We start from the raw sequence: 16,796 nt of genomic DNA on the forward strand, positions 1-16,796 counted from the left end.
GAACCTCTCCTGAGTGAGTACAGGAGGCCCGGGGCCCGCGCGGCGCTGCCGGTTTCATGCGCGGGCCCATGGGTCGCCTTACTTGCGCTTTTCGATCGGCACGAACTTCTGATCTTCCGGACCCACGTAGTTGGCGGTGGGGCGGATGATCTTGTTGTCGATGCGCTGTTCGATGATGTGGGCCGACCAGCCCGCGGTGCGCGCGATGACGAACAGCGGGGTGAACATGGCGGTGGGCACGCCCATCATGTGGTAGCTGACGGCCGAGAACCAGTCCAGGTTGGGGAACATCTTCTTGATGTCCCACATCACGGTTTCCAGGCGCTCGGCGATGTCGAACATCTTGGTGCTGCCGGCCTTCTTGGACAGCTTCTTGGCCACGTCCTTGATGACCTTGTTGCGCGGGTCGGACACGGTGTAGACCGGGTGGCCGAAGCCGATCACGACTTCCTTGGCTTCGACGCGGCGGCGGATGTCGGCCTCGGCCTCGTCCGGGGTCTCGTAGCGCTTCTGCACTTCGAAGGCGACTTCGTTGGCGCCGCCGTGCTTGGGACCGCGCAGCGCGCCGATGGCGCCGGTGATGGCCGAGTACATGTCCGAGCCGGTGCCGGCGATGACGCGCGAGGTGAACGTGGACGCGTTGAACTCATGCTCGGCGTACAGGTTCAGCGAGATGTGCATGGCCTTGACCCAGTCCTCGCTGGGCTTCTCGCCGTGCAGCAGGTGCAGGAAGTGGCCGCCGATGCTGTCGTCGTCGGTCTGCACGTCGATGATGCGGCCGTTGTGGCTGTAGTGGTACCAGTACAGCAGCGCCGAGCCCAGGTTGGCCATCAGGCGGTCGGCGATGTCGCGCGCGCCGGGGATGTTGTGGTCGTCCTTCTCGGGCAGCACGCAGCCCAGCACCGACACGGCGGTGCGCATCACGTCCATGGGGTGGCTGGCGGCGGGCAGGGCTTCCAGCGCGGCTTGCAGCTGGGCGGGCAGGCCGCGCAGGCTGCGCAGCTTTTCCTTGTAGGCCTTCAGTTCGGCCTTGTTGGGCAGCTTGCCGTGCACGAGCAGGTGGGCGACTTCCTCGAACTCGCTGGCGTCGGCCAGGTCCAGGATGTCATAGCCACGGTAGTGCAGGTCGTTGCCGCTTCGGCCGACCGTACACAGCGCGGTGTTGCCGGCGACCACGCCGGACAGCGCCACCGACTTCTTGGGTTTGAAGCCGGCCTTTTCTTCCGGCTTGGCGTCGGTCTTCGCTTCCTGCTTCTTGGGAGCCATGCTCATGTCTCTACTCCTTTCCTTTCGCGGGGGTCGATGCAATGGGTGGGTTTGCATGGCGCCGGGCCGTGGCCGCGGCGCCGGTTATCGTCAGGCCTTGCCCTTCTGGAACAGCGCGTCCAGTTTCGATTCGAATTCGTGGTAGCCGATGCGGTCGTACAGTTCCTCGCGCGTCTGCATCAGGTCGACCACGTTCTTCTGGTGGCCGTCGCGGCGGATGGCGGTGTAGACGGCTTCGGCGGCCTTGTTCATGGCGCGGAAGGCCGACAGCGGGTAGAGCACCATGCCCACGCCCACGCTCTTGAGCTCTTCAACCGAGAACAGCGGGGTCTTGCCGAATTCGGTGATGTTGGCCAGCACCGGCACCTTGACGGCCTTGACGAAGCGGTCGTAGGTGGGCAGGTCGTAGGCGGCCTCGGCGAAGATGGCGTCGGCGCCGGCTTCCACGCAGGCCAGCGCGCGCTCGATCGCGGCGTCCACGCCGTGCGAGGCGATCGCGTCGGTGCGGGCGATGAGGTAGAAGTCGCTGTCGGTGCGGGCGTCGGCCGCGGCCTTGACGCGGTCGGCCATTTCCTCGGTCGAGACGATTTCCTTGCCCGGACGGTGGCCGCAGCGCTTGGCGCCGACCTGGTCCTCGATGTGGCAGGCGGCGGCGCCGAACTTGATCAGGCTCTTGACGGTGCGGGCGATGTTGAACGCCGACGGGCCGAAGCCGGTGTCGATGTCCACCAGCAGCGGCACGTCGCAGACGTCGGTGATGCGGCGCACGTCGGTCAGGACGTCGTCCATCGTGTTGATGCCCAGGTCGGGCAGGCCCAGCGAGCCGGCCGCCACGCCGCCGCCCGACAGGTAGATGGCGCGGTAGCCGGCGCGCTTGGCCAGCAGCGCGTGGTTGGCGTTGATGGCGCCGATGATCTGCAGCGGGCTTTCTTCGGCGAGCGCGCGGCGGAAGAGGGCGCCGGCGGATTCGGGTTTGGACATGGGTGGTCTCCGTATGTATGTGAGGCCCGGGTGTTCTTGGAAGCCCCGGATGGCACGATGGGGAAGCGGGCTGCGGGCCCGGAACATAAAGCTGTCCCCTTCGCGCGGGCAAAGGGACAGGTTTATGCCGCGCATGCGCGGGCAGCTAGGAATTGGGCCCGAAAACGGGCCCAATCCTTTCATCCTGCGCTGCTTACTTCAGCAGGTCCTTGACGCCGTCGCGCTCTTCGAGGAGCTCTTTCAGCGTGAAGTCCAGGCGCTCGCGCGAGAAGGCGTCGATTTCCAGGCCTTCGACGCGCTTGTATTCGCCGTTTTCGGTCGTGACCGGCACGCCGTAGATGATGCCTTCGGGGATGCCGTAGGAGCCGTCCGACGGGATGCCCATCGTGACCCACTTGCCGTTGCTGCCCAGGACCCAGTCACGGACGTGGTCGATGGCGGCGTTGGCGGCCGAGGCGGCCGAGGACAGGCCGCGGGCTTCGATGATGGCGGCGCCGCGCTTGCCCACGGTGGGGATGAACGTGTCGCGGTTCCAGGCGTCGTCGTTGATCAGCTTGGCCAGCGATTCGCCGCCGACGGTGGCGAAGCGGTAGTCGGGGTACATGGTGGGCGAGTGGTTGCCCCACACGACCAGTTTCTCGATGTCGGCCACGGCCTTGCCGGACTTGGCGGCCAGTTGCGACAGGGCGCGGTTGTGGTCCAGGCGCAGCATGGCGGTGAAGTTCTTGGCGGGCAGGTCCGGCGCCGACTTCATGGCGATGTAGGCGTTGGTGTTGGCGGGGTTGCCCACGACCAGCACCTTGACATTGCGGCTGGCCACGTCGTTCAGGGCCTTGCCCTGCGCCGTGAAGATCTGGGCGTTGACCGACAGCAGGTCCTTGCGCTCCATGCCGGGGCCGCGCGGGCGGGCGCCGACCAGCAGGGCCACGTCGGCGTCCTTGAAGGCGGTGCGCGGGTCGCTGTGGGCGGTGACTTCCTGCAGCAGCGGGAAGGCGCAGTCATCCAGTTCCATGATGACGCCCTTCAGGGCCTTTTGCGCCTTCTCGTCGGGGATTTCCAGCAGTTGCAGGATGACGGGTTGATCTTTACCCAGCATTTCGCCCGAGGCGATGCGGAATAGCAGTGCGTAACCGATTTGGCCGGCGGCGCCGGTGACGGCGACACGCAAGGCAGGCTTGGACATGGACGTTCTCCGTAATGGTTTGGCGAGAAAAAAATCTCACCAATCAGTGTAATCGCTGGGCCGTTGAAACCGGCGCGCGCGTAGCGCGCGACCTGGCGCCCGGATAGCGCTGAATCCTAGATTGATTTTACGTATGCGTCAATTGCTCTTCTATCTTATATAAGACATAAGACGTTGGACAGCGCCAGCCGCGATATGCCACAATAGAGCGTTTATTCGAATGCGCCGCAGCCTCGACGGGCCACGCGCCTGTATCGAGCCGGCACGCTGCACCGACAGCGCGCGGCGGCAGCGCATTGCGGATGGGTTCGCGTCCCTTGCGCCGCCTTCCCATTCTCCGGATAAACATGACACAACCAAAAAGATCCATGGCAGAGTCCCGGCCCGAAACCTCCCTACGCAATCGCGCCGCCCGTCCGGCGGGCGAGGGGGCCGCTTTCAGTCCGCTGTATCGCCAGATCAAGGACCTGCTGGTCCAGAGCCTCGAACGCGGCGAATGGAAGCCGGGCGAGCTCATCCCCAGCGAGATCGACCTCGCCGCCCGTTTCCAGGTGAGCCAGGGCACGGTGCGCAAGGCGGTCGACGAACTGGCCGCCGAGCACATGCTGCTGCGCCGCCAGGGCAAGGGCACCTTCGTCGCCACCCACCACGAAGCGCGCGTGCGCTACCGCTTCCTGCGCCTGGCCCCCGATGACGAGACCGAGGCCGGCCGCGCCGAAAGCCGCATCCTCGAATGCCGCCGCCTGCGGGCGCCGGCCGAGATCGCGCGCGCCCTGGACCTGCGCGCCGGCGAAACCGTCGTGATGATCCGCCGCCTGTTGTCCCTGGGGCATGCGCCCACCGTGGTCGACGACATCTGGCTGCCGGGTTCCATTTTCCGCGGACTGACCCTGGAACTGCTGACCGCCAACAAGGCGCCGCTCTATGGTCTGTTCGAATCCGAATTCGGCGTGAGCATGGTGCGCGCGGACGAGAAGCTGCGCGCGGTCGTCGCGCCGGCCGAGGTCTGTGCGCTGCTTAATGTCCCCGCCGGGACGCCGTTGTTGCAGGTGGATCGGGTGTCCTACACCTACGGTGACCGCCCCATGGAAATACGTCGGGGCTTGTACTTGACCGATCGATACCATTACCGCAATAGTTTGAATTGATGAGCTTTTTGACTACGATTTGATACCAACCCTGTCTCTGGGCGAAAATACCGTGATTTCCCGCCAGGGTCCCCGCAAGGGGCTCGAAATGGGCACGGCGTTCTTGCCGTAACGATTCCCTAGTTCCGAAACACCGAGGCCGTCATGTCCGACACCGCTGCCAAGCCACGTCCGCAGTTTCGCAATATTGGCATTGCGCAACTCGCCAGCTATCGCCTGCCCCTGGCCGGCAAACTGTCCATCCTGCACCGCGTCAGCGGCGCGCTGCTGTTCCTCTGTCTTCCCTTGGTCATCCTGCCGCTGTTCGCGGCCAGCGTGGCCGCGCCGCAGACGTTCGCCGCCGTGGCCGTGTACGCCGGCAACCCGATAGTCAAGCTCGTGTTCCTGGTCCTCGTCTGGGGTTATCTGCACCACTTCTGCGCCGGTATCCGCTACCTGCTGCTGGACCTGCATCTCGGCATCGACAAGCTGTCGGCCAAGAAGAGCGCCGGCGTGGTTTTCGGGGTGAGCCTCGCGCTGACCCTCGTGTTCGCCCTCAAACTGTTCGGAGTGCTGTAATGGCCGACGTCAAAAACTACGGACCCAAGCGTCTGGTCGTGGGCGCCCATTACGGCGTCATGGATTTCATCATTCAGCGCGTCACCGCGGTCATCATGGCCGTGTACACGCTGGTGCTGCTCATCGGCATCCTGATGATGCCGGCCTTCACGTACGAACACTGGACCGCGCTGTTCAATTTCTACGTGGGCGTTCTTCCGGTCGGCCAGATCCTGGCCACCCTGGCATTCGTTGCGCTGGCCTGGCACGCCTGGATTGGCGTGCGCGACATCTGGATGGACTACGTCAAGTCGGCGGGCCTGCGCCTGCTGCTGCAAGTGCTGACGATCCTCTGGCTGGTCGGTTCGGTCGTTTACTTTGCGCAAATCCTCTGGAGCATTTAAGCCGTGGTCTCTGTCCTGAAATCCCTGCCGCGCCGCCAGTTTGATGTGGTGGTCGTCGGTGCCGGTGGAGCCGGCATGCGTTGTTCGCTGCAACTGTCCCAAGCGGGCCTGTCCGTTGCGGTGCTGTCCAAAGTGTTCCCCACGCGTTCGCACACGGTTGCCGCCCAGGGCGGCGTGAGCGCCTCGCTGGGCAACATGAGCGAAGACAACTGGTACTGGCACATGTACGACACTGTCAAGGGGTCGGACTGGCTGGGCGACCAGGATGCCATCGAATTCATGTGCCGCGAAGCCCCGAACGCCGTGTACGAGCTCGAGCACTTCGGCATGCCCTTCGACCGCAACCCCGACGGCACGATCTACCAGCGCCCGTTCGGCGGCCACACCGCCAACTTCGGCGAGAAGCCGGTCCAGCGCGCCTGTGCCGCGGCCGACCGCACCGGCCACGCGCTGCTGCACACCCTCTACCAGCGCAACGTCGCCGCGCGCACCCAGTTCTTCGTCGAATGGATGGCGCTGGACCTGCTGCGCAACGAGGCCGGCGACGTCGTGGGCGTGACCGCCCTCGAAATGGAAACGGGCGAAATCTACATTCTGGAAGCCAAGACCACGGTGCTGGCCACCGGCGGCGCCGGCCGCATCTGGGCCGCTTCCACCAACGCCTTCATCAATACCGGTGACGGCCTGGGCATGGCCGCCCGCGCGGGCATCCCGCTGCAGGACATGGAATTCTGGCAATTCCACCCGACCGGCGTGGCCGGCGCCGGCGTGCTGATCACCGAAGGCGTGCGCGGCGAAGGCGGCATCCTGCTGAACAAGGATGGCGAGCGCTTCATGGAGCGCTATGCGCCTACGCTGAAGGACCTGGCCCCGCGCGACTTCGTCTCGCGCTCGATGGACCAGGAAATCAAGGAAGGCCGCGGCTGCGGTCCGGACGGCAGCTACGTGGTCCTGAAGCTCGACCACCTGGGCGCCGACGTGATCAACAAGCGCCTGCCCTCGATCCGCGAAATCGCCATCAAGTTCGGCAACGTCGACCCGATCAAGGAACCGATCCCCGTCGTCCCGACCATCCACTACCAGATGGGCGGCATCCCGGCCAACTACCACGGCCAGGTGCTGACGCGCGAAAACGGCGAGAACAAGATCGTCAACGGCCTGTACGCCATCGGCGAATGCGCCGCGGTGTCGGTGCACGGCGCCAACCGCCTGGGCACCAACTCGCTGCTCGACCTGATCGTGTTCGGCCGCGCCACCGGCAACCACATCGTGAATTCGCACCCCGAGCGCCAGCACTCGCACCAGCCGGTGCCGCAGCAGGCCGTCGAGTTCTCGCTGGACCGCATCAACCGCCTCGAATCGCGCACCTCGGGCGAGAAGCCCCAGGACATCGGCAACGCCATCCGCTTCTCGATGCAGCGCCACTGCGGCGTGTTCCGCACGCTGGACCTGCTCAACGAAGGCGTCGAGCAGATCGAAGACCTGGCCAAGCAGGCCCAGGACATCTACTTCAAGGACAAGTCCAAGGTGTTCAACACCGCGCGCGTCGAAGCGCTGGAAATCGCCAACATGACCGAAGTGGCCCGCGCCACGATCAAGTCGGCGGCCAACCGCACCGAAAGCCGCGGCGCCCACGCGCTGGATGACCACCCGAACCGCGACGACGAGAACTGGCTCAAGCACACGCTGTGGTACTCCGAAGGCAGCCGCCTGGAGTACAAGCCCGTGCAGATGAAGCCGCTGACGGTCGAGTCCTTCCCGCCCAAGGCACGTACCTTCTAAGTCCGGATAGAGCCTATTATGAGCACCAAGAGAATCGTCAAGTTCGAAATCTACCGCTACGATCCGGACAAGGACGAGCGCCCTTACATGCAGAAGCTGGAAGTCGAACTCCAGCCCACCGACAAGATGCTGCTCGATGCGCTGGTGCGCATCAAGAACGACGTGGATGACAGCCTGGCCCTGCGCCGCTCGTGCCGTGAAGGCGTGTGCGGTTCGGACGCCATGAACATCAACGGCAAGAACGGCCTGGCCTGCATCACCAACCTGCGCGAACTGAAGGAACCCATCGTCCTGCGTCCGCTGCCGGGCCTGCCCGTGATCCGCGACCTGATCGTGGACATGACGCACTTCTTCAACCAGTACCACTCGATCCGCCCGTACCTCATCAACGACACGCCGCCGCCCGAAAAAGAGCGCCTGCAGTCGCCCGAGGCCCGCGAAGAGCTCGACGGCCTGTACGAGTGCATCCTGTGCGCGTGCTGTTCCACTTCCTGCCCGTCGTTCTGGTGGAATCCGGACAAGTTCGTCGGCCCGGCCGGCCTGCTGCAAGCCTACCGCTTCATCGCCGACAGCCGCGACGAAGCCACGGGCTCGCGCCTGGACAACCTGGACGATCCGTACCGCCTGTTCCGCTGCCACACCATCATGAACTGTGTCGACGTCTGCCCCAAGGGCCTGAACCCGACCAAGGCGATCGGCAAGATCAAGGAACTGCTGGTCCGTCGCACGGTCTAGTGTTTACGGTCTGTATGTAATGCCGGGCCATGTCCCCTGTAAAACGGGGACGGCCAGCCTGCCTGACGGGCCCGGCGCAGGACTTTTTATTAAGGTGTAATGATGAGCAGGCTTACTGAACTACAGCGGGCGCGTCTGCGTTGGCGGGCACGCCGTGGTCTGCTCGAAAACGACTTGATCATCACCCGGTATCTCGATGCCCACGAGGCCGAGCTGACCGATGATGACGTAGCCGCATTGACGCAGTTGTTCGAGCTGGGAGACAACGATCTGCTCGACCTGCTGCTGGCCCGCAAAGAGCTGGAAGGCGAGCTGGACACGCCCAGGCTGCGGAGCATTATTGGCCAGATGCGCGCGCTCTGATTAATTGAGAGGAAAAAAGCATGAACCTGTCTGACAAAAAAGCCACGCTATCCTTTTCGGATGGCAGCGCCCCCATCGAGTTCCCTGTGTACAAGGGCACGGTCGGTCCGGATGTGATCGACATCCGCAAGCTTTACGGCCAGACGGGCATGTTCACGTTTGACCCGGGCTTCATGTCCACCGCCGCCTGCGAATCGGGCATCACGTACATCGACGGCGACAAGGGCGAACTGCTGTACCGCGGCTACCCCATCGAACAGCTGGCCGTGAACTGCGACTTCATGGACATCTGCTACCTGATCCTGAACGGCGAACTGCCCAACAAGGACCAGAAGGCCGATTTCGACTCGCAGGTGACCCATCACACGATGGTCAACGAGCAGCTGCATTTCTTCCTGCGCGGCTTCCGCCGCGACGCGCACCCGATGGCCGTCCTGACGGGCCTGGTCGGCGCGCTGTCGGCGTTCTACCACGACTCCACCGACATCACGAACCCGCAGCACCGCCACATCTCGGCCATCCGCCTGATCGCCAAGATGCCGACGCTGGTCGCGATGGCCTACAAGTACTCGCAAGGCCAGCCCTTCATCTACCCGCAGAACGACCTGTCCTACACGGGCAACTTCCTGCGCATGATGTTCGCCACCCCGTGCGAAGAATACAAGGTCAATGAAGTCGTCGAGCGCGCGCTGGACCGCATCTTCATCCTGCACGCCGACCACGAACAGAACGCCTCCACCTCGACCGTGCGCCTGTGCGGTTCGTCGGGGACCAACCCCTTCGCCGCCATCTCGGCCGGCGTGGCCTGCCTGTGGGGTCCGGCCCACGGCGGCGCCAACGAAGCCTGCCTGCAGATGCTGGAAGACCTGCAAGCCAACGGCGGCATCGCCAAGGTCGGCGAGTTCATGGAGAAGGTCAAGGACAAGAACTCGGGCGTGCGCCTGATGGGCTTTGGCCACCGCGTCTACAAGAACTACGACCCGCGCGCCAAGCTGATGCAGGAAACCTGCAAGGAAGTGCTCTCGGCCCTGGGCCTGGAAAACGACCCGCTGTTCAAGCTGGCCATGGAACTGGAACGCATCGCCCTGGAAGATCCGTACTTCGTGCAGCGCAAGCTGTACCCGAACGTCGACTTCTACTCGGGCATCGTGCAGCGCGCCATCGGCATCCCGACCTCGCTGTTCACGGCCATCTTCGCGCTGGCCCGCACGGTGGGCTGGATCGCCCAGTGGAACGAGATGCTGTCCGATCCCGACTACAAGATCGGCCGTCCGCGCCAGCTGTTCACCGGTTCGGTCACGCGCGACGTGCCCCCGATGGACAAGCGTTGATACGCTTTCCGGCTTGAACAATAAACCGCCTTCGGGCGGTTTTTTGTTGCCGGGCCGGCCCGCGCGGCGGGCAGGCGCCCGTAGGCGTATATCATCCTGCCCATGATTCCGATCGCACTGCCTTCCGCCGGCTTCTATATCTTTGTTTCCCTCGGTTTTCTTGCCGGCCTGGCGCTGCTCGGCTGGGCGCTGGTCCTGGTCGCCAGCGCGGGCGCGCGCCGCACGGTGCGCAGGTACTGGAAGACCTCTGCCCTGATATTCGCGGTGCTGGCCGTGCCTTTCGCTTTCTATGCCTGGGTCCAGATGGCGATCTGGCAGGTGGAGAAGGAAAGCGCGCGCGCCCAGGCCGCGCGCAAGGTGACCTTGCAGCAAGAGACCACGGTGGGCGGCGTCGCCATGCCGGCCGGCACGCGCCTGGAGCTGCAGGACGAAGCGCAGCTGGAAACCTATCTCGAAGCGCAGTTCCCGCGGCCGGTGGCCATGTATGGCGTTCAGGCCACGAGCGCGCGCCGCTACCTGGATTCCGACTACGACCGCGAGACCTACGCCTTGCTGGGCCGCCATCCGCGCAACGTCATCCTGCGCGGCGAGGGCAGCCAGACGGTGCTGGGCTGGCGATGCGACGCCACCCAGGATATCGAGTTCGACGTGGCGCCCGACGGCGCCATGAAGGCGCTGGATAAGTGCGTGCTGGGTCCGGGCAACCGGGCCGGGGACCTGGCGCTTGCGCCGGGTTCGGTGGTCTATGGCTCGGACGGTTCGGTCTACACCGATGGCTCGCGCGATCCCGACCGCTGGCGCATCGAGGTCAAGAATCCGGTGGCGCTGCGCATTTACGGGCTGCCCCTGAGCGAGCCCACGCTATACCTGGACGAAGCGCGGCGCCTGCTGCGGGTCGACAATGCGGAACTGGCCTGCGCGGCGCGCCTGGGCGAGCTGCGCTACGCCGCCGGCACCCGGGTCAAGACGACGCGGCGCGGCCGCGGCGACCGGCGCGAGCCGTTTCCGGGCGTGCTGGTGTTGAGCCCCTGGAACGGCCAGGCCGCGCAGCGCGATGGCGCGGCCGACGTACCCGAGGGCATGTCGGTGATGCAGACGCTGGCCGGCGAGGTCGTGGAGGTGGTGAAGAACGACGCGGTGGGCGTTTTCCATTTCGCCACCATCACCGTGGGCGACCAGGAGCCGCAGCAGAGCAGGGCGTCCTGCCCCTGAGCGGCGGCGCGCGTCCTACGCGCCGATGCCGCGCGCCATCAGCACGGCGAACAGCGGCAGGAAGATGAACAGGTGCGATTCGATCATGACCCAGCGGCGGGCGCGCTTGATGTCGGCCGCCGCCGGCAGGAATTCCGGCTGCTGGCGCGACTGCCTGGCCCAGCGCAGGAAGGTCATGGTGGGCGGGATCGAACACAGCGCGATGATGACGAACAGCGTGATCTTGGCGTGGAACCAGGGATTGGCCATGTAAAAGGCGGCGCCCTTGATGCCCAGCGTCAGGCGCAGCACGCCGGTGATGAGCACGACCACGGCGCTGGCCAGATAGAGGCGGTCGTAGATGACCAGGCGCTTGAGGCCATTGACGGTGAGCTCGGGACGCAGCAGCACCGCTTCGGCCGTCAGGACCACCACGAGCAGGAAAATCGCCAGGTAGTGAAACCAGGCATACAGGGCATCGGCCAGCATGTTGACTCCATAAGCAAGGGCAACACCGGTTTTACCATCAGCACAGGCAGGCGGGCCAGCGCGATGGCCTGGCCGCCTGCAAAGAAAAAGGGCGCCGCCGCGAACGGCGGGCGCCCTTTGCCTTAGCGGCCGTCGGGAATCAACGGCGCTTCTTGGCGGCCTCGGCGGCTTCCTGCTGCGCGTCCACCACGGCCAGCGCCGTCATGTTGACGATGCGGCGCACGGTGGCGCTGGTGGTCAGGATGTGCACCGGGCGCGCCGCGCCCAGCAGGATCGGACCCATGGCGATGCCGTTGCTGCCGGTCATCTTCAGCATGTTGTACGTGATGTTGCCGGTGTCCAGGTTGGGCATGACCAGCAGGTTGGCGCGGCCCTTCAACGTGCTGTCCGGGTAGGCCAGCATGCGGATCTTCTCCGACAGGGCGGCGTCGGCGTGCATTTCGCCGTCGACTTCCAGGTCGGGGGCGCGGTCGCGCACCAGCTGGTTGGCCTGCGCCATCTTGCGCGAGGAGTCGGTCGCGCGGCTGCCGAAGTTGGAGTGCGACAGCAGCGCGATCTTGGGCACCACGCCGAAGCGCACCATCTCGTCGGCGGCCTGGATCGTGATGTTCGCCACTTCTTCGGCCGTCGGGTTTTCGTTGACGTGCGTGTCGGTGACGAACAGCGTCTGGTCGGGCAGCATCAGCACGTTCAGGGCGGCGTAGGTCTGGCCTTCCTTCCGGCCGATGATCTCGTCCACGTACTTGAGCTGGTTGTCGTACTTGCTGGCCACGCCGCACAGCAGCGCGTCGGCGTCGCCGCGGCGCAGCAGCATCGCGCCGATCAGCGTGTTGTGCTTGCGGATCATCGCCTTGGCGATGGCCGGGGTCACGCCTTCGCGGCCCTTGAGCTGGTAGTACGCGTTCCAGGTTTCGTTGAAGCGGCTGTCGTCTTCGGGATCGACGATCTCGAAATCCTTGCCGGCGAGCAGGCGCAGGCCGAACTTCTTGATGCGCATCTCGATGACGGAGGGGCGGCCGACCAGGATCGGGAAGGCCAGCTTCTCGTCGCTGACGGTCTGCACCGCGCGCAGCACGCGCTCGTCTTCGCCGTCGGCATAGATGACGCGCTTGGGCGCCTTCTTGGCCTGGGCGAACAGCGGACGCATCAGCTGGCCGGAGTGGTAGACGAAGCCCATCAGTTTCTGGCGGTAGGCCTCGATGTCCTCGATGGGACGGGCGGCCACGCCCGAGTCGGCGGCGGCCTGGGCCACGGCCGGCGCGATCTGGACGATCAGGCGCGGGTCGAAGGGCTTGGGAATGATGTAGTCGGGGCCGAACGACAGCTCCTGGCCGGCGTAGGCGCGGGCCACTTCGTCGTTCTGCTCGGCCTGGGCCAGTTCGGCGATGGCCTTGACGCAGGCCAGCTTCATTTCTTCCGTGATGCGCGAGGCGCCGGCGTCCATGGCGCCGCGGAAGATGAAGGGGAAGCACAGCACGTTGTTGACCTGGTTCGGGTAGTCCGAACGGCCGGTGGCGATGATGCAGTCGGGGCGCGCGGCCTTGGCGACTTCCGGCCGGATTTCCGGTTCCGGGTTGGCCAGCGCCAGGATCAGCGGGCTGGCGGCCATGGTCTTGACCATGTCGGCGGTCAGCACGCCGGCGGTCGAGCAGCCCAGGAACACGTCGGCGCCGTTGACCACGTCGGCCAGCGTGCGCGCGTCGGTCTTCTGCGCGTAGCGCTTCTTGTTGGCCTCCATGTTCTCGTCGCGGCCTTCCCAGATCACGCCGCGGGAGTCCACCACGTAGATGTTCTCGCGCTTGACGCCCAGGTTGACCAGCAGGTCCAGGCAGGCGATGGCGGCGGCGCCGGCGCCCGAGCAGGCGAGCTTGACCGAGCCGAGATCCTTGCCCACGACCTTCAGGCCGTTGAGGATGGCGGCCGACGAGATGATGGCGGTGCCGTGCTGGTCGTCGTGGAAGACGGGGATCTTCATGCGCTCGCGCAGCTTCTTCTCGATGTAGAAGCACTCGGGCGCCTTGATGTCCTCGAGGTTGACGCCGCCCAGCGTGGGTTCGAGCGCCGCGATGATGTCGACCAGCTTGTCGGGGTCGTTTTCGGCCAGTTCGATGTCGAACACGTCGATGCCGGCGAACTTCTTGAACAGGCAGCCCTTGCCTTCCATGACCGGCTTGGCGGCCAGCGGGCCGATATTGCCCAGGCCCAGCACGGCCGTGCCGTTGGTGATCACGCCCACCAGGTTGCCGCGCGAGGTGTACTTGGACGCGGCGTCGTCGCCCTGGTCGAAGATGGCCATGCACGCGGCCGCCACGCCGGGGGAATAGGCCAGGGACAGGTCGTCCTGGTTGGCCAGCGTCTTGGTCGGGGTGACCGAGATTTTGCCGGGGGTGGGGTAGGCGTGGTAGTCCAGCGCCAGTTTGGTGAGAGTTTCGTCCATGGGTACAAGCCTTAGAGGCGTAAAACGGAAGAGAAAACGGACTGCAAAAAGCGGGCTCGCGGCCCGCCGTATTGGTTTGGCAATGCTTGGGAACACCCGTATTTCAACAGAAAGCGGGGCGACTTGGTTGTTGCGGTGCAGCGAACGTTGACGGCGGGGCGCCTCGTCCGCCCGTCTTGCGGCCGTTACAGCTCCCAGGGCGGGGTCTGGCGGCCCGCCGCGTTCAGCCGGGCGCGCACGGCCTGGGCGTCGTCCTGCCGGCCCAGGCTGTCGAGGGCGTAGAGCACGATCCAGTCGGCGCTGACTTCGAAGAAATCGCGCAGCTGGGCGCGGGTGTCGCTGCGGCCGAAGCCGTCGGTGCCCAGCGTGCGATAGGGCGCGGGCACCCAGGCGCGGATCTGTTCGGGCACGGCGCGCACGTAGTCGGTGGCGGCGACGACCGGCGCGTCGCTGCCGCCCAGGCAGGCTTGCACCCAGTCGGCGGCCGCGCCGGATTCCAGGCCCAGCACGCGGGCGCGCTCGGCCTGGCGGCCGGCGCGGGCCAGTTCGGAAAAGCTGGTCACGCTCCAGACTTCGGCGTCCACTCCGTGGTCGGCCAGCAGCCGCTCGGCGGCCATTTCGGCCTCGCGCAGCATGGGGCCGGCGCCCAGCAGGCGCACCTGGGCCTGGCCGCGGGCCGGACGCAGGCGGTACATGCCGCGCAGAATGCCTTCGCGCGCCTGCGGGTCCGAGGGCATGTCGGGCTGCGCCAGGTTCTCGTTGGTGACGGTCAGGTAGTAGAACTCGTCGTGCTGCTCGTCGAGCATGCGGCGCATGCCGTGCTCGACGATCACGGCGACCTCGTAGGCATAGGCCGGATCGTAGGCGCGGCAGTTGGGCACCGCCGCCGCCATGATGTGGCTGGAGCCGTCCTGGTGCTGCAGGCCTTCGCCGCCCAGCGTGGTGCGCCCCGACGTGGCGCCGATCAGGAAGCCGCGCGTGCGCTGGTCGGCGGCCGCCCAGATCAGGTCGCCGATGCGCTGGAAGCCGAACATCGAGTAGTAGATATAGAACGGCAGCATCGGCAGGCCGTTGACCGAGTAGCTGGTGCCGGCGGCGGTCCAGGAGGAAATCGCGCCGGCCTCGGTAATGCCTTCTTCCAGGATCTGGCCGTCGCGGGCCTCGCGGTAGTACAGCACCGACCCGATGTCCTCGGGCTCGTACAGCTGGCCCTGCGCCGAATAGATGCCGATCTGCCGGAACAGGTTGGCCATGCCGAAGGTGCGAGCCTCGTCGGCGACGATGGGCACGATGCGCGGGCCCACGGTGGCGTCCTTGAGCAGCGCGGTCAGCATGCGCACGATGGCCATGGTGGAAGACATTTCCTTGCCGTCGGCGGCCAGCGCGAAGCGCGCCCATTGCTCGGCGGCCGGCGGCGCCAGGCGCGGCGCCTGCGTGCCGCGCCGCGGCAGGTGCCCGCCCAGCGCCTCGCGGCGCGCCTGCAGGTGGCGCAGTTCGGCGCTGTCCTCGGCGGGGCGGTAGAACTTCAGCGCCAGGCAGTCGGCGTCGGAGATCGGCAGCGCGAAGCGGTCGCGGAAGGCCAGCAGGGCCTCGTCGTCCAGCTTCTTCTGCTGGTGGGTGGTCATCTTGCCCTGGCCGGCCGCGCCCATGCCGAAGCCCTTCTTGGTCTGCGCCAGGATGACGGTGGGCTGGCCGCGGTGGTTCGCCGCGCGGTGATAGGCGGCGTAGATCTTCACCATGTCGTGGCCGCCGCGGTGCAGGCGGTCGATGGCTTCGTCGGTCCAGTCGGCCACCAGCGCGGCCAGCTCGGGATTCTGGTTGAAGAAATGGGCGCGGTTGAAGGCGCCGTCGTTGGCGGCGAAGGTCTGGAACTGACCGTCCACGGTATTGGAGAACGCGCGCGCCAGCGCGCCGCCGGTGTCGCGGCGCAGCAGCGCGTCCCAGTCGCTGCCCCAGACCAGCTTGATGACGTTCCAGCCGGCGCCGGCGTACAGCGTTTCCAGCTCGTCGATGATGCGGCCGTTGCCGCGCACCGGGCCGTCGAGGCGCTGCAGGTTGCAATTGACCACGAACACCAGGTTGTCGAGCTTTTCGCGCGCGGCCAGCGTCAGCGCGGCGATGGATTCAGGCTCGTCCATTTCGCCGTCGCCGAAAATGCCCCAGACCTTGCGGTCGCCGCCGGGCATCAGCGAGCGGTGTTCGAGATAGCGCATGAAGCGCGCCTGGTAGATCGCGTTGATCGGGCCGATCCCCATCGAGCCGGTGGGAAACTGCCAGAAATCCGGCATCAGCCACGGGTGCGGGTAGGAAGACAGGCCGCGCAGGCCGCGTCCGGTGGCGGTGATTTCCTGGCGGAAATGCGCCAGGTCGTCCTCGCTCAGAAAGCCTTCCAGGTAGGCGCGGGCGTACACGCCGGGCGCCGAGTGCGGCTGCATGTAGACCAGGTCGCCCGGTCCCTGCGGTGTGCGCGCGCGGAAGAAATGATTGAAGCCCACCTCGAACAGGTCGGCGGCCGAGGCGTAGCTGGCGATGTGCCCGCCCAGCTCGCCGTGCGCCTGGTTGGCGCGCACCACCATCGCCAGCGCGTTCCAGCGGTTGATGCGGGCGATGCGCTCTTCGACGGCCAGATTGCCCGGAAACGCCGGTTCCTGGTCGGCGGGGATGGTGTTCAGGTAGGCCGTGCGCGTCTGGCGCCGGGCGCGCAGGCCCAGCGTGGCGGCATGGCCCAGCAGATTGTCCAGCACGTAGGCCGCGCGCACGGGGCCTTCGGCCTGCGCCAGCGACTGCAGGGCGTCGCGCCATTCGGCGGTTTCGTCGGGGTCGATATCGTGGTCCGGGTCCTGCCCCGAACGCAGGGAACTGGCGTCGCGCATGGTGGTGTTGTCTCCTGGTTTAATGTTCATGCTAGACCCCAACCCCTGGCATGGGTGATTGAAATTCCGACGCAAT

At 65.9% G+C, this 16,796-nt stretch carries 14 protein-coding genes; 8 read left to right on the forward strand and 6 right to left on the reverse strand.

Features of this window, described 5'->3' with window-relative positions:
• Positions 1-78: 78 nt before the first annotated feature.
• The 3 genes from prpC to A6B37_RS19035 form a co-directional block, all read right to left on the reverse strand.
• Positions 79-1,272, reverse strand: coding sequence for a 2-methylcitrate synthase (gene prpC, locus A6B37_RS19025; RefSeq protein WP_102774483.1), 1,194 nt, complete (start codon positions 1,270-1,272; stop codon positions 79-81).
• An 84-nt stretch (positions 1,273-1,356) separates the two neighbouring features.
• On the reverse strand, positions 1,357-2,247 hold the full coding sequence (gene prpB / locus A6B37_RS19030) for a methylisocitrate lyase (protein ID WP_102774484.1): 891 nt from the start codon (positions 2,245-2,247) through the stop codon (positions 1,357-1,359).
• Between the two features lie 193 nt (positions 2,248-2,440).
• Entirely contained in the window at positions 2,441-3,430 is a 990-nt protein-coding gene (locus A6B37_RS19035) for a malate dehydrogenase (RefSeq protein ID WP_049072248.1), read from the reverse strand.
• Positions 3,431-3,798: 368 nt separating this feature from the next.
• On the opposite strand from A6B37_RS19035, the gene A6B37_RS19040 reads away from it, so the two are divergent.
• The 8 genes from A6B37_RS19040 to A6B37_RS19075 all read left to right on the forward strand — a co-directional run bounded on the left by A6B37_RS19040 (position 3,799) and on the right by A6B37_RS19075 (position 10,942).
• Positions 3,799-4,578, forward strand: a complete 780-nt coding sequence (locus tag A6B37_RS19040) for a GntR family transcriptional regulator (protein ID WP_102774485.1) — start codon at positions 3,799-3,801, stop codon at positions 4,576-4,578.
• Between the two features lie 144 nt (positions 4,579-4,722).
• Positions 4,723-5,136 carry a succinate dehydrogenase, cytochrome b556 subunit gene (gene sdhC / locus A6B37_RS19045; RefSeq protein WP_102774486.1) on the forward strand — a complete coding sequence of 138 codons (414 nt, stop codon included), beginning with the start codon at positions 4,723-4,725 and terminating at the stop codon, positions 5,134-5,136.
• A complete protein-coding gene (gene sdhD, locus A6B37_RS19050) occupies positions 5,136-5,519 on the forward strand; it encodes a succinate dehydrogenase, hydrophobic membrane anchor protein (RefSeq protein WP_102774487.1) in 384 nt (127 codons plus the stop codon). The genes sdhC and sdhD overlap by 1 nt, the downstream gene beginning before the upstream one ends.
• 3 nt (positions 5,520-5,522) lie before the next feature.
• Complete coding sequence (sdhA, locus tag A6B37_RS19055; RefSeq protein WP_111826627.1) at positions 5,523-7,301, forward strand: succinate dehydrogenase flavoprotein subunit; 1,779 nt, start codon at positions 5,523-5,525, stop codon at positions 7,299-7,301.
• 18 nt (positions 7,302-7,319) lie between these two features.
• Positions 7,320-8,036, forward strand: coding sequence for a succinate dehydrogenase iron-sulfur subunit (locus tag A6B37_RS19060; RefSeq protein WP_102774489.1), 717 nt, complete (start codon positions 7,320-7,322; stop codon positions 8,034-8,036).
• Positions 8,037-8,138: 102 nt separating this feature from the next.
• Positions 8,139-8,399 carry a succinate dehydrogenase assembly factor 2 gene (locus tag A6B37_RS19065; protein ID WP_102774564.1) on the forward strand — a complete coding sequence of 87 codons (261 nt, stop codon included), beginning with the start codon at positions 8,139-8,141 and terminating at the stop codon, positions 8,397-8,399.
• Positions 8,400-8,419: 20 nt separating this feature from the next.
• A complete protein-coding gene (locus A6B37_RS19070; RefSeq protein WP_102774490.1) occupies positions 8,420-9,730 on the forward strand; it encodes a citrate synthase in 1,311 nt (436 codons plus the stop codon).
• 102 nt (positions 9,731-9,832) lie between these two features.
• On the forward strand, positions 9,833-10,942 hold the full coding sequence (locus A6B37_RS19075) for a hypothetical protein (protein WP_111826628.1): 1,110 nt from the start codon (positions 9,833-9,835) through the stop codon (positions 10,940-10,942).
• A 15-nt stretch (positions 10,943-10,957) separates the two neighbouring features.
• Here A6B37_RS19075 and A6B37_RS19080 read toward each other — a convergent pair whose 3' ends face one another.
• The 3 genes from A6B37_RS19080 to mdeB all read right to left on the reverse strand — a co-directional run bounded on the left by A6B37_RS19080 (position 10,958) and on the right by mdeB (position 16,720).
• A complete protein-coding gene (locus A6B37_RS19080) occupies positions 10,958-11,410 on the reverse strand; it encodes a DUF2214 family protein (protein ID WP_102774492.1) in 453 nt (150 codons plus the stop codon).
• Between the two features lie 139 nt (positions 11,411-11,549).
• Positions 11,550-13,847 carry an NADP-dependent malic enzyme gene (locus A6B37_RS19085; protein ID WP_102774493.1) on the reverse strand — a complete coding sequence of 766 codons (2,298 nt, stop codon included), beginning with the start codon at positions 13,845-13,847 and terminating at the stop codon, positions 11,550-11,552.
• A gap of 185 nt (positions 13,848-14,032) precedes the next feature.
• On the reverse strand, positions 14,033-16,720 hold the full coding sequence (mdeB, locus tag A6B37_RS19090) for an alpha-ketoglutarate dehydrogenase (RefSeq protein ID WP_111826629.1): 2,688 nt from the start codon (positions 16,718-16,720) through the stop codon (positions 14,033-14,035).
• Positions 16,721-16,796 lie beyond the last annotated feature (76 nt).

The sequence above is a fragment of the Achromobacter sp. HZ01 genome, from assembly GCF_003267925.1.
GTDB classification, from domain to species: Bacteria; Pseudomonadota; Gammaproteobacteria; order Burkholderiales; family Burkholderiaceae_B; genus Achromobacter; species Achromobacter pulmonis_A.

Bases quoted from the DNA above. Each gene is read 5' to 3' on its own strand.
- A6B37_RS19080 (WP_102774492.1), bottom strand. From the start codon at position 11,410: ATGCTGGCCGATGCCCTGTATGCCTGGTTTCACTACCTGGCGATTTTC.
- A6B37_RS19070 (WP_102774490.1), top strand. From the start codon at position 8,420: ATGAACCTGTCTGACAAAAAAGCCACGCTATCCTTTTCGGATGGCAGC.
- A6B37_RS19040 (WP_102774485.1), top strand. From the start codon at position 3,799: ATGGCAGAGTCCCGGCCCGAAACCTCCCTACGCAATCGCGCCGCCCGT.
- A6B37_RS19075 (WP_111826628.1), top strand. From the start codon at position 9,833: ATGATTCCGATCGCACTGCCTTCCGCCGGCTTCTATATCTTTGTTTCC.
- A6B37_RS19065 (WP_102774564.1), top strand. From the start codon at position 8,139: ATGAGCAGGCTTACTGAACTACAGCGGGCGCGTCTGCGTTGGCGGGCA.
- prpB (WP_102774484.1), bottom strand. From the start codon at position 2,247: ATGTCCAAACCCGAATCCGCCGGCGCCCTCTTCCGCCGCGCGCTCGCC.
- mdeB (WP_111826629.1), bottom strand. From the start codon at position 16,720: ATGCGCGACGCCAGTTCCCTGCGTTCGGGGCAGGACCCGGACCACGAT.
- prpC (WP_102774483.1), bottom strand. From the start codon at position 1,272: ATGAGCATGGCTCCCAAGAAGCAGGAAGCGAAGACCGACGCCAAGCCG.
- A6B37_RS19085 (WP_102774493.1), bottom strand. From the start codon at position 13,847: ATGGACGAAACTCTCACCAAACTGGCGCTGGACTACCACGCCTACCCC.
- sdhD (WP_102774487.1), top strand. From the start codon at position 5,136: ATGGCCGACGTCAAAAACTACGGACCCAAGCGTCTGGTCGTGGGCGCC.
- A6B37_RS19060 (WP_102774489.1), top strand. From the start codon at position 7,320: ATGAGCACCAAGAGAATCGTCAAGTTCGAAATCTACCGCTACGATCCG.
- sdhC (WP_102774486.1), top strand. From the start codon at position 4,723: ATGTCCGACACCGCTGCCAAGCCACGTCCGCAGTTTCGCAATATTGGC.
- A6B37_RS19035 (WP_049072248.1), bottom strand. From the start codon at position 3,430: ATGTCCAAGCCTGCCTTGCGTGTCGCCGTCACCGGCGCCGCCGGCCAA.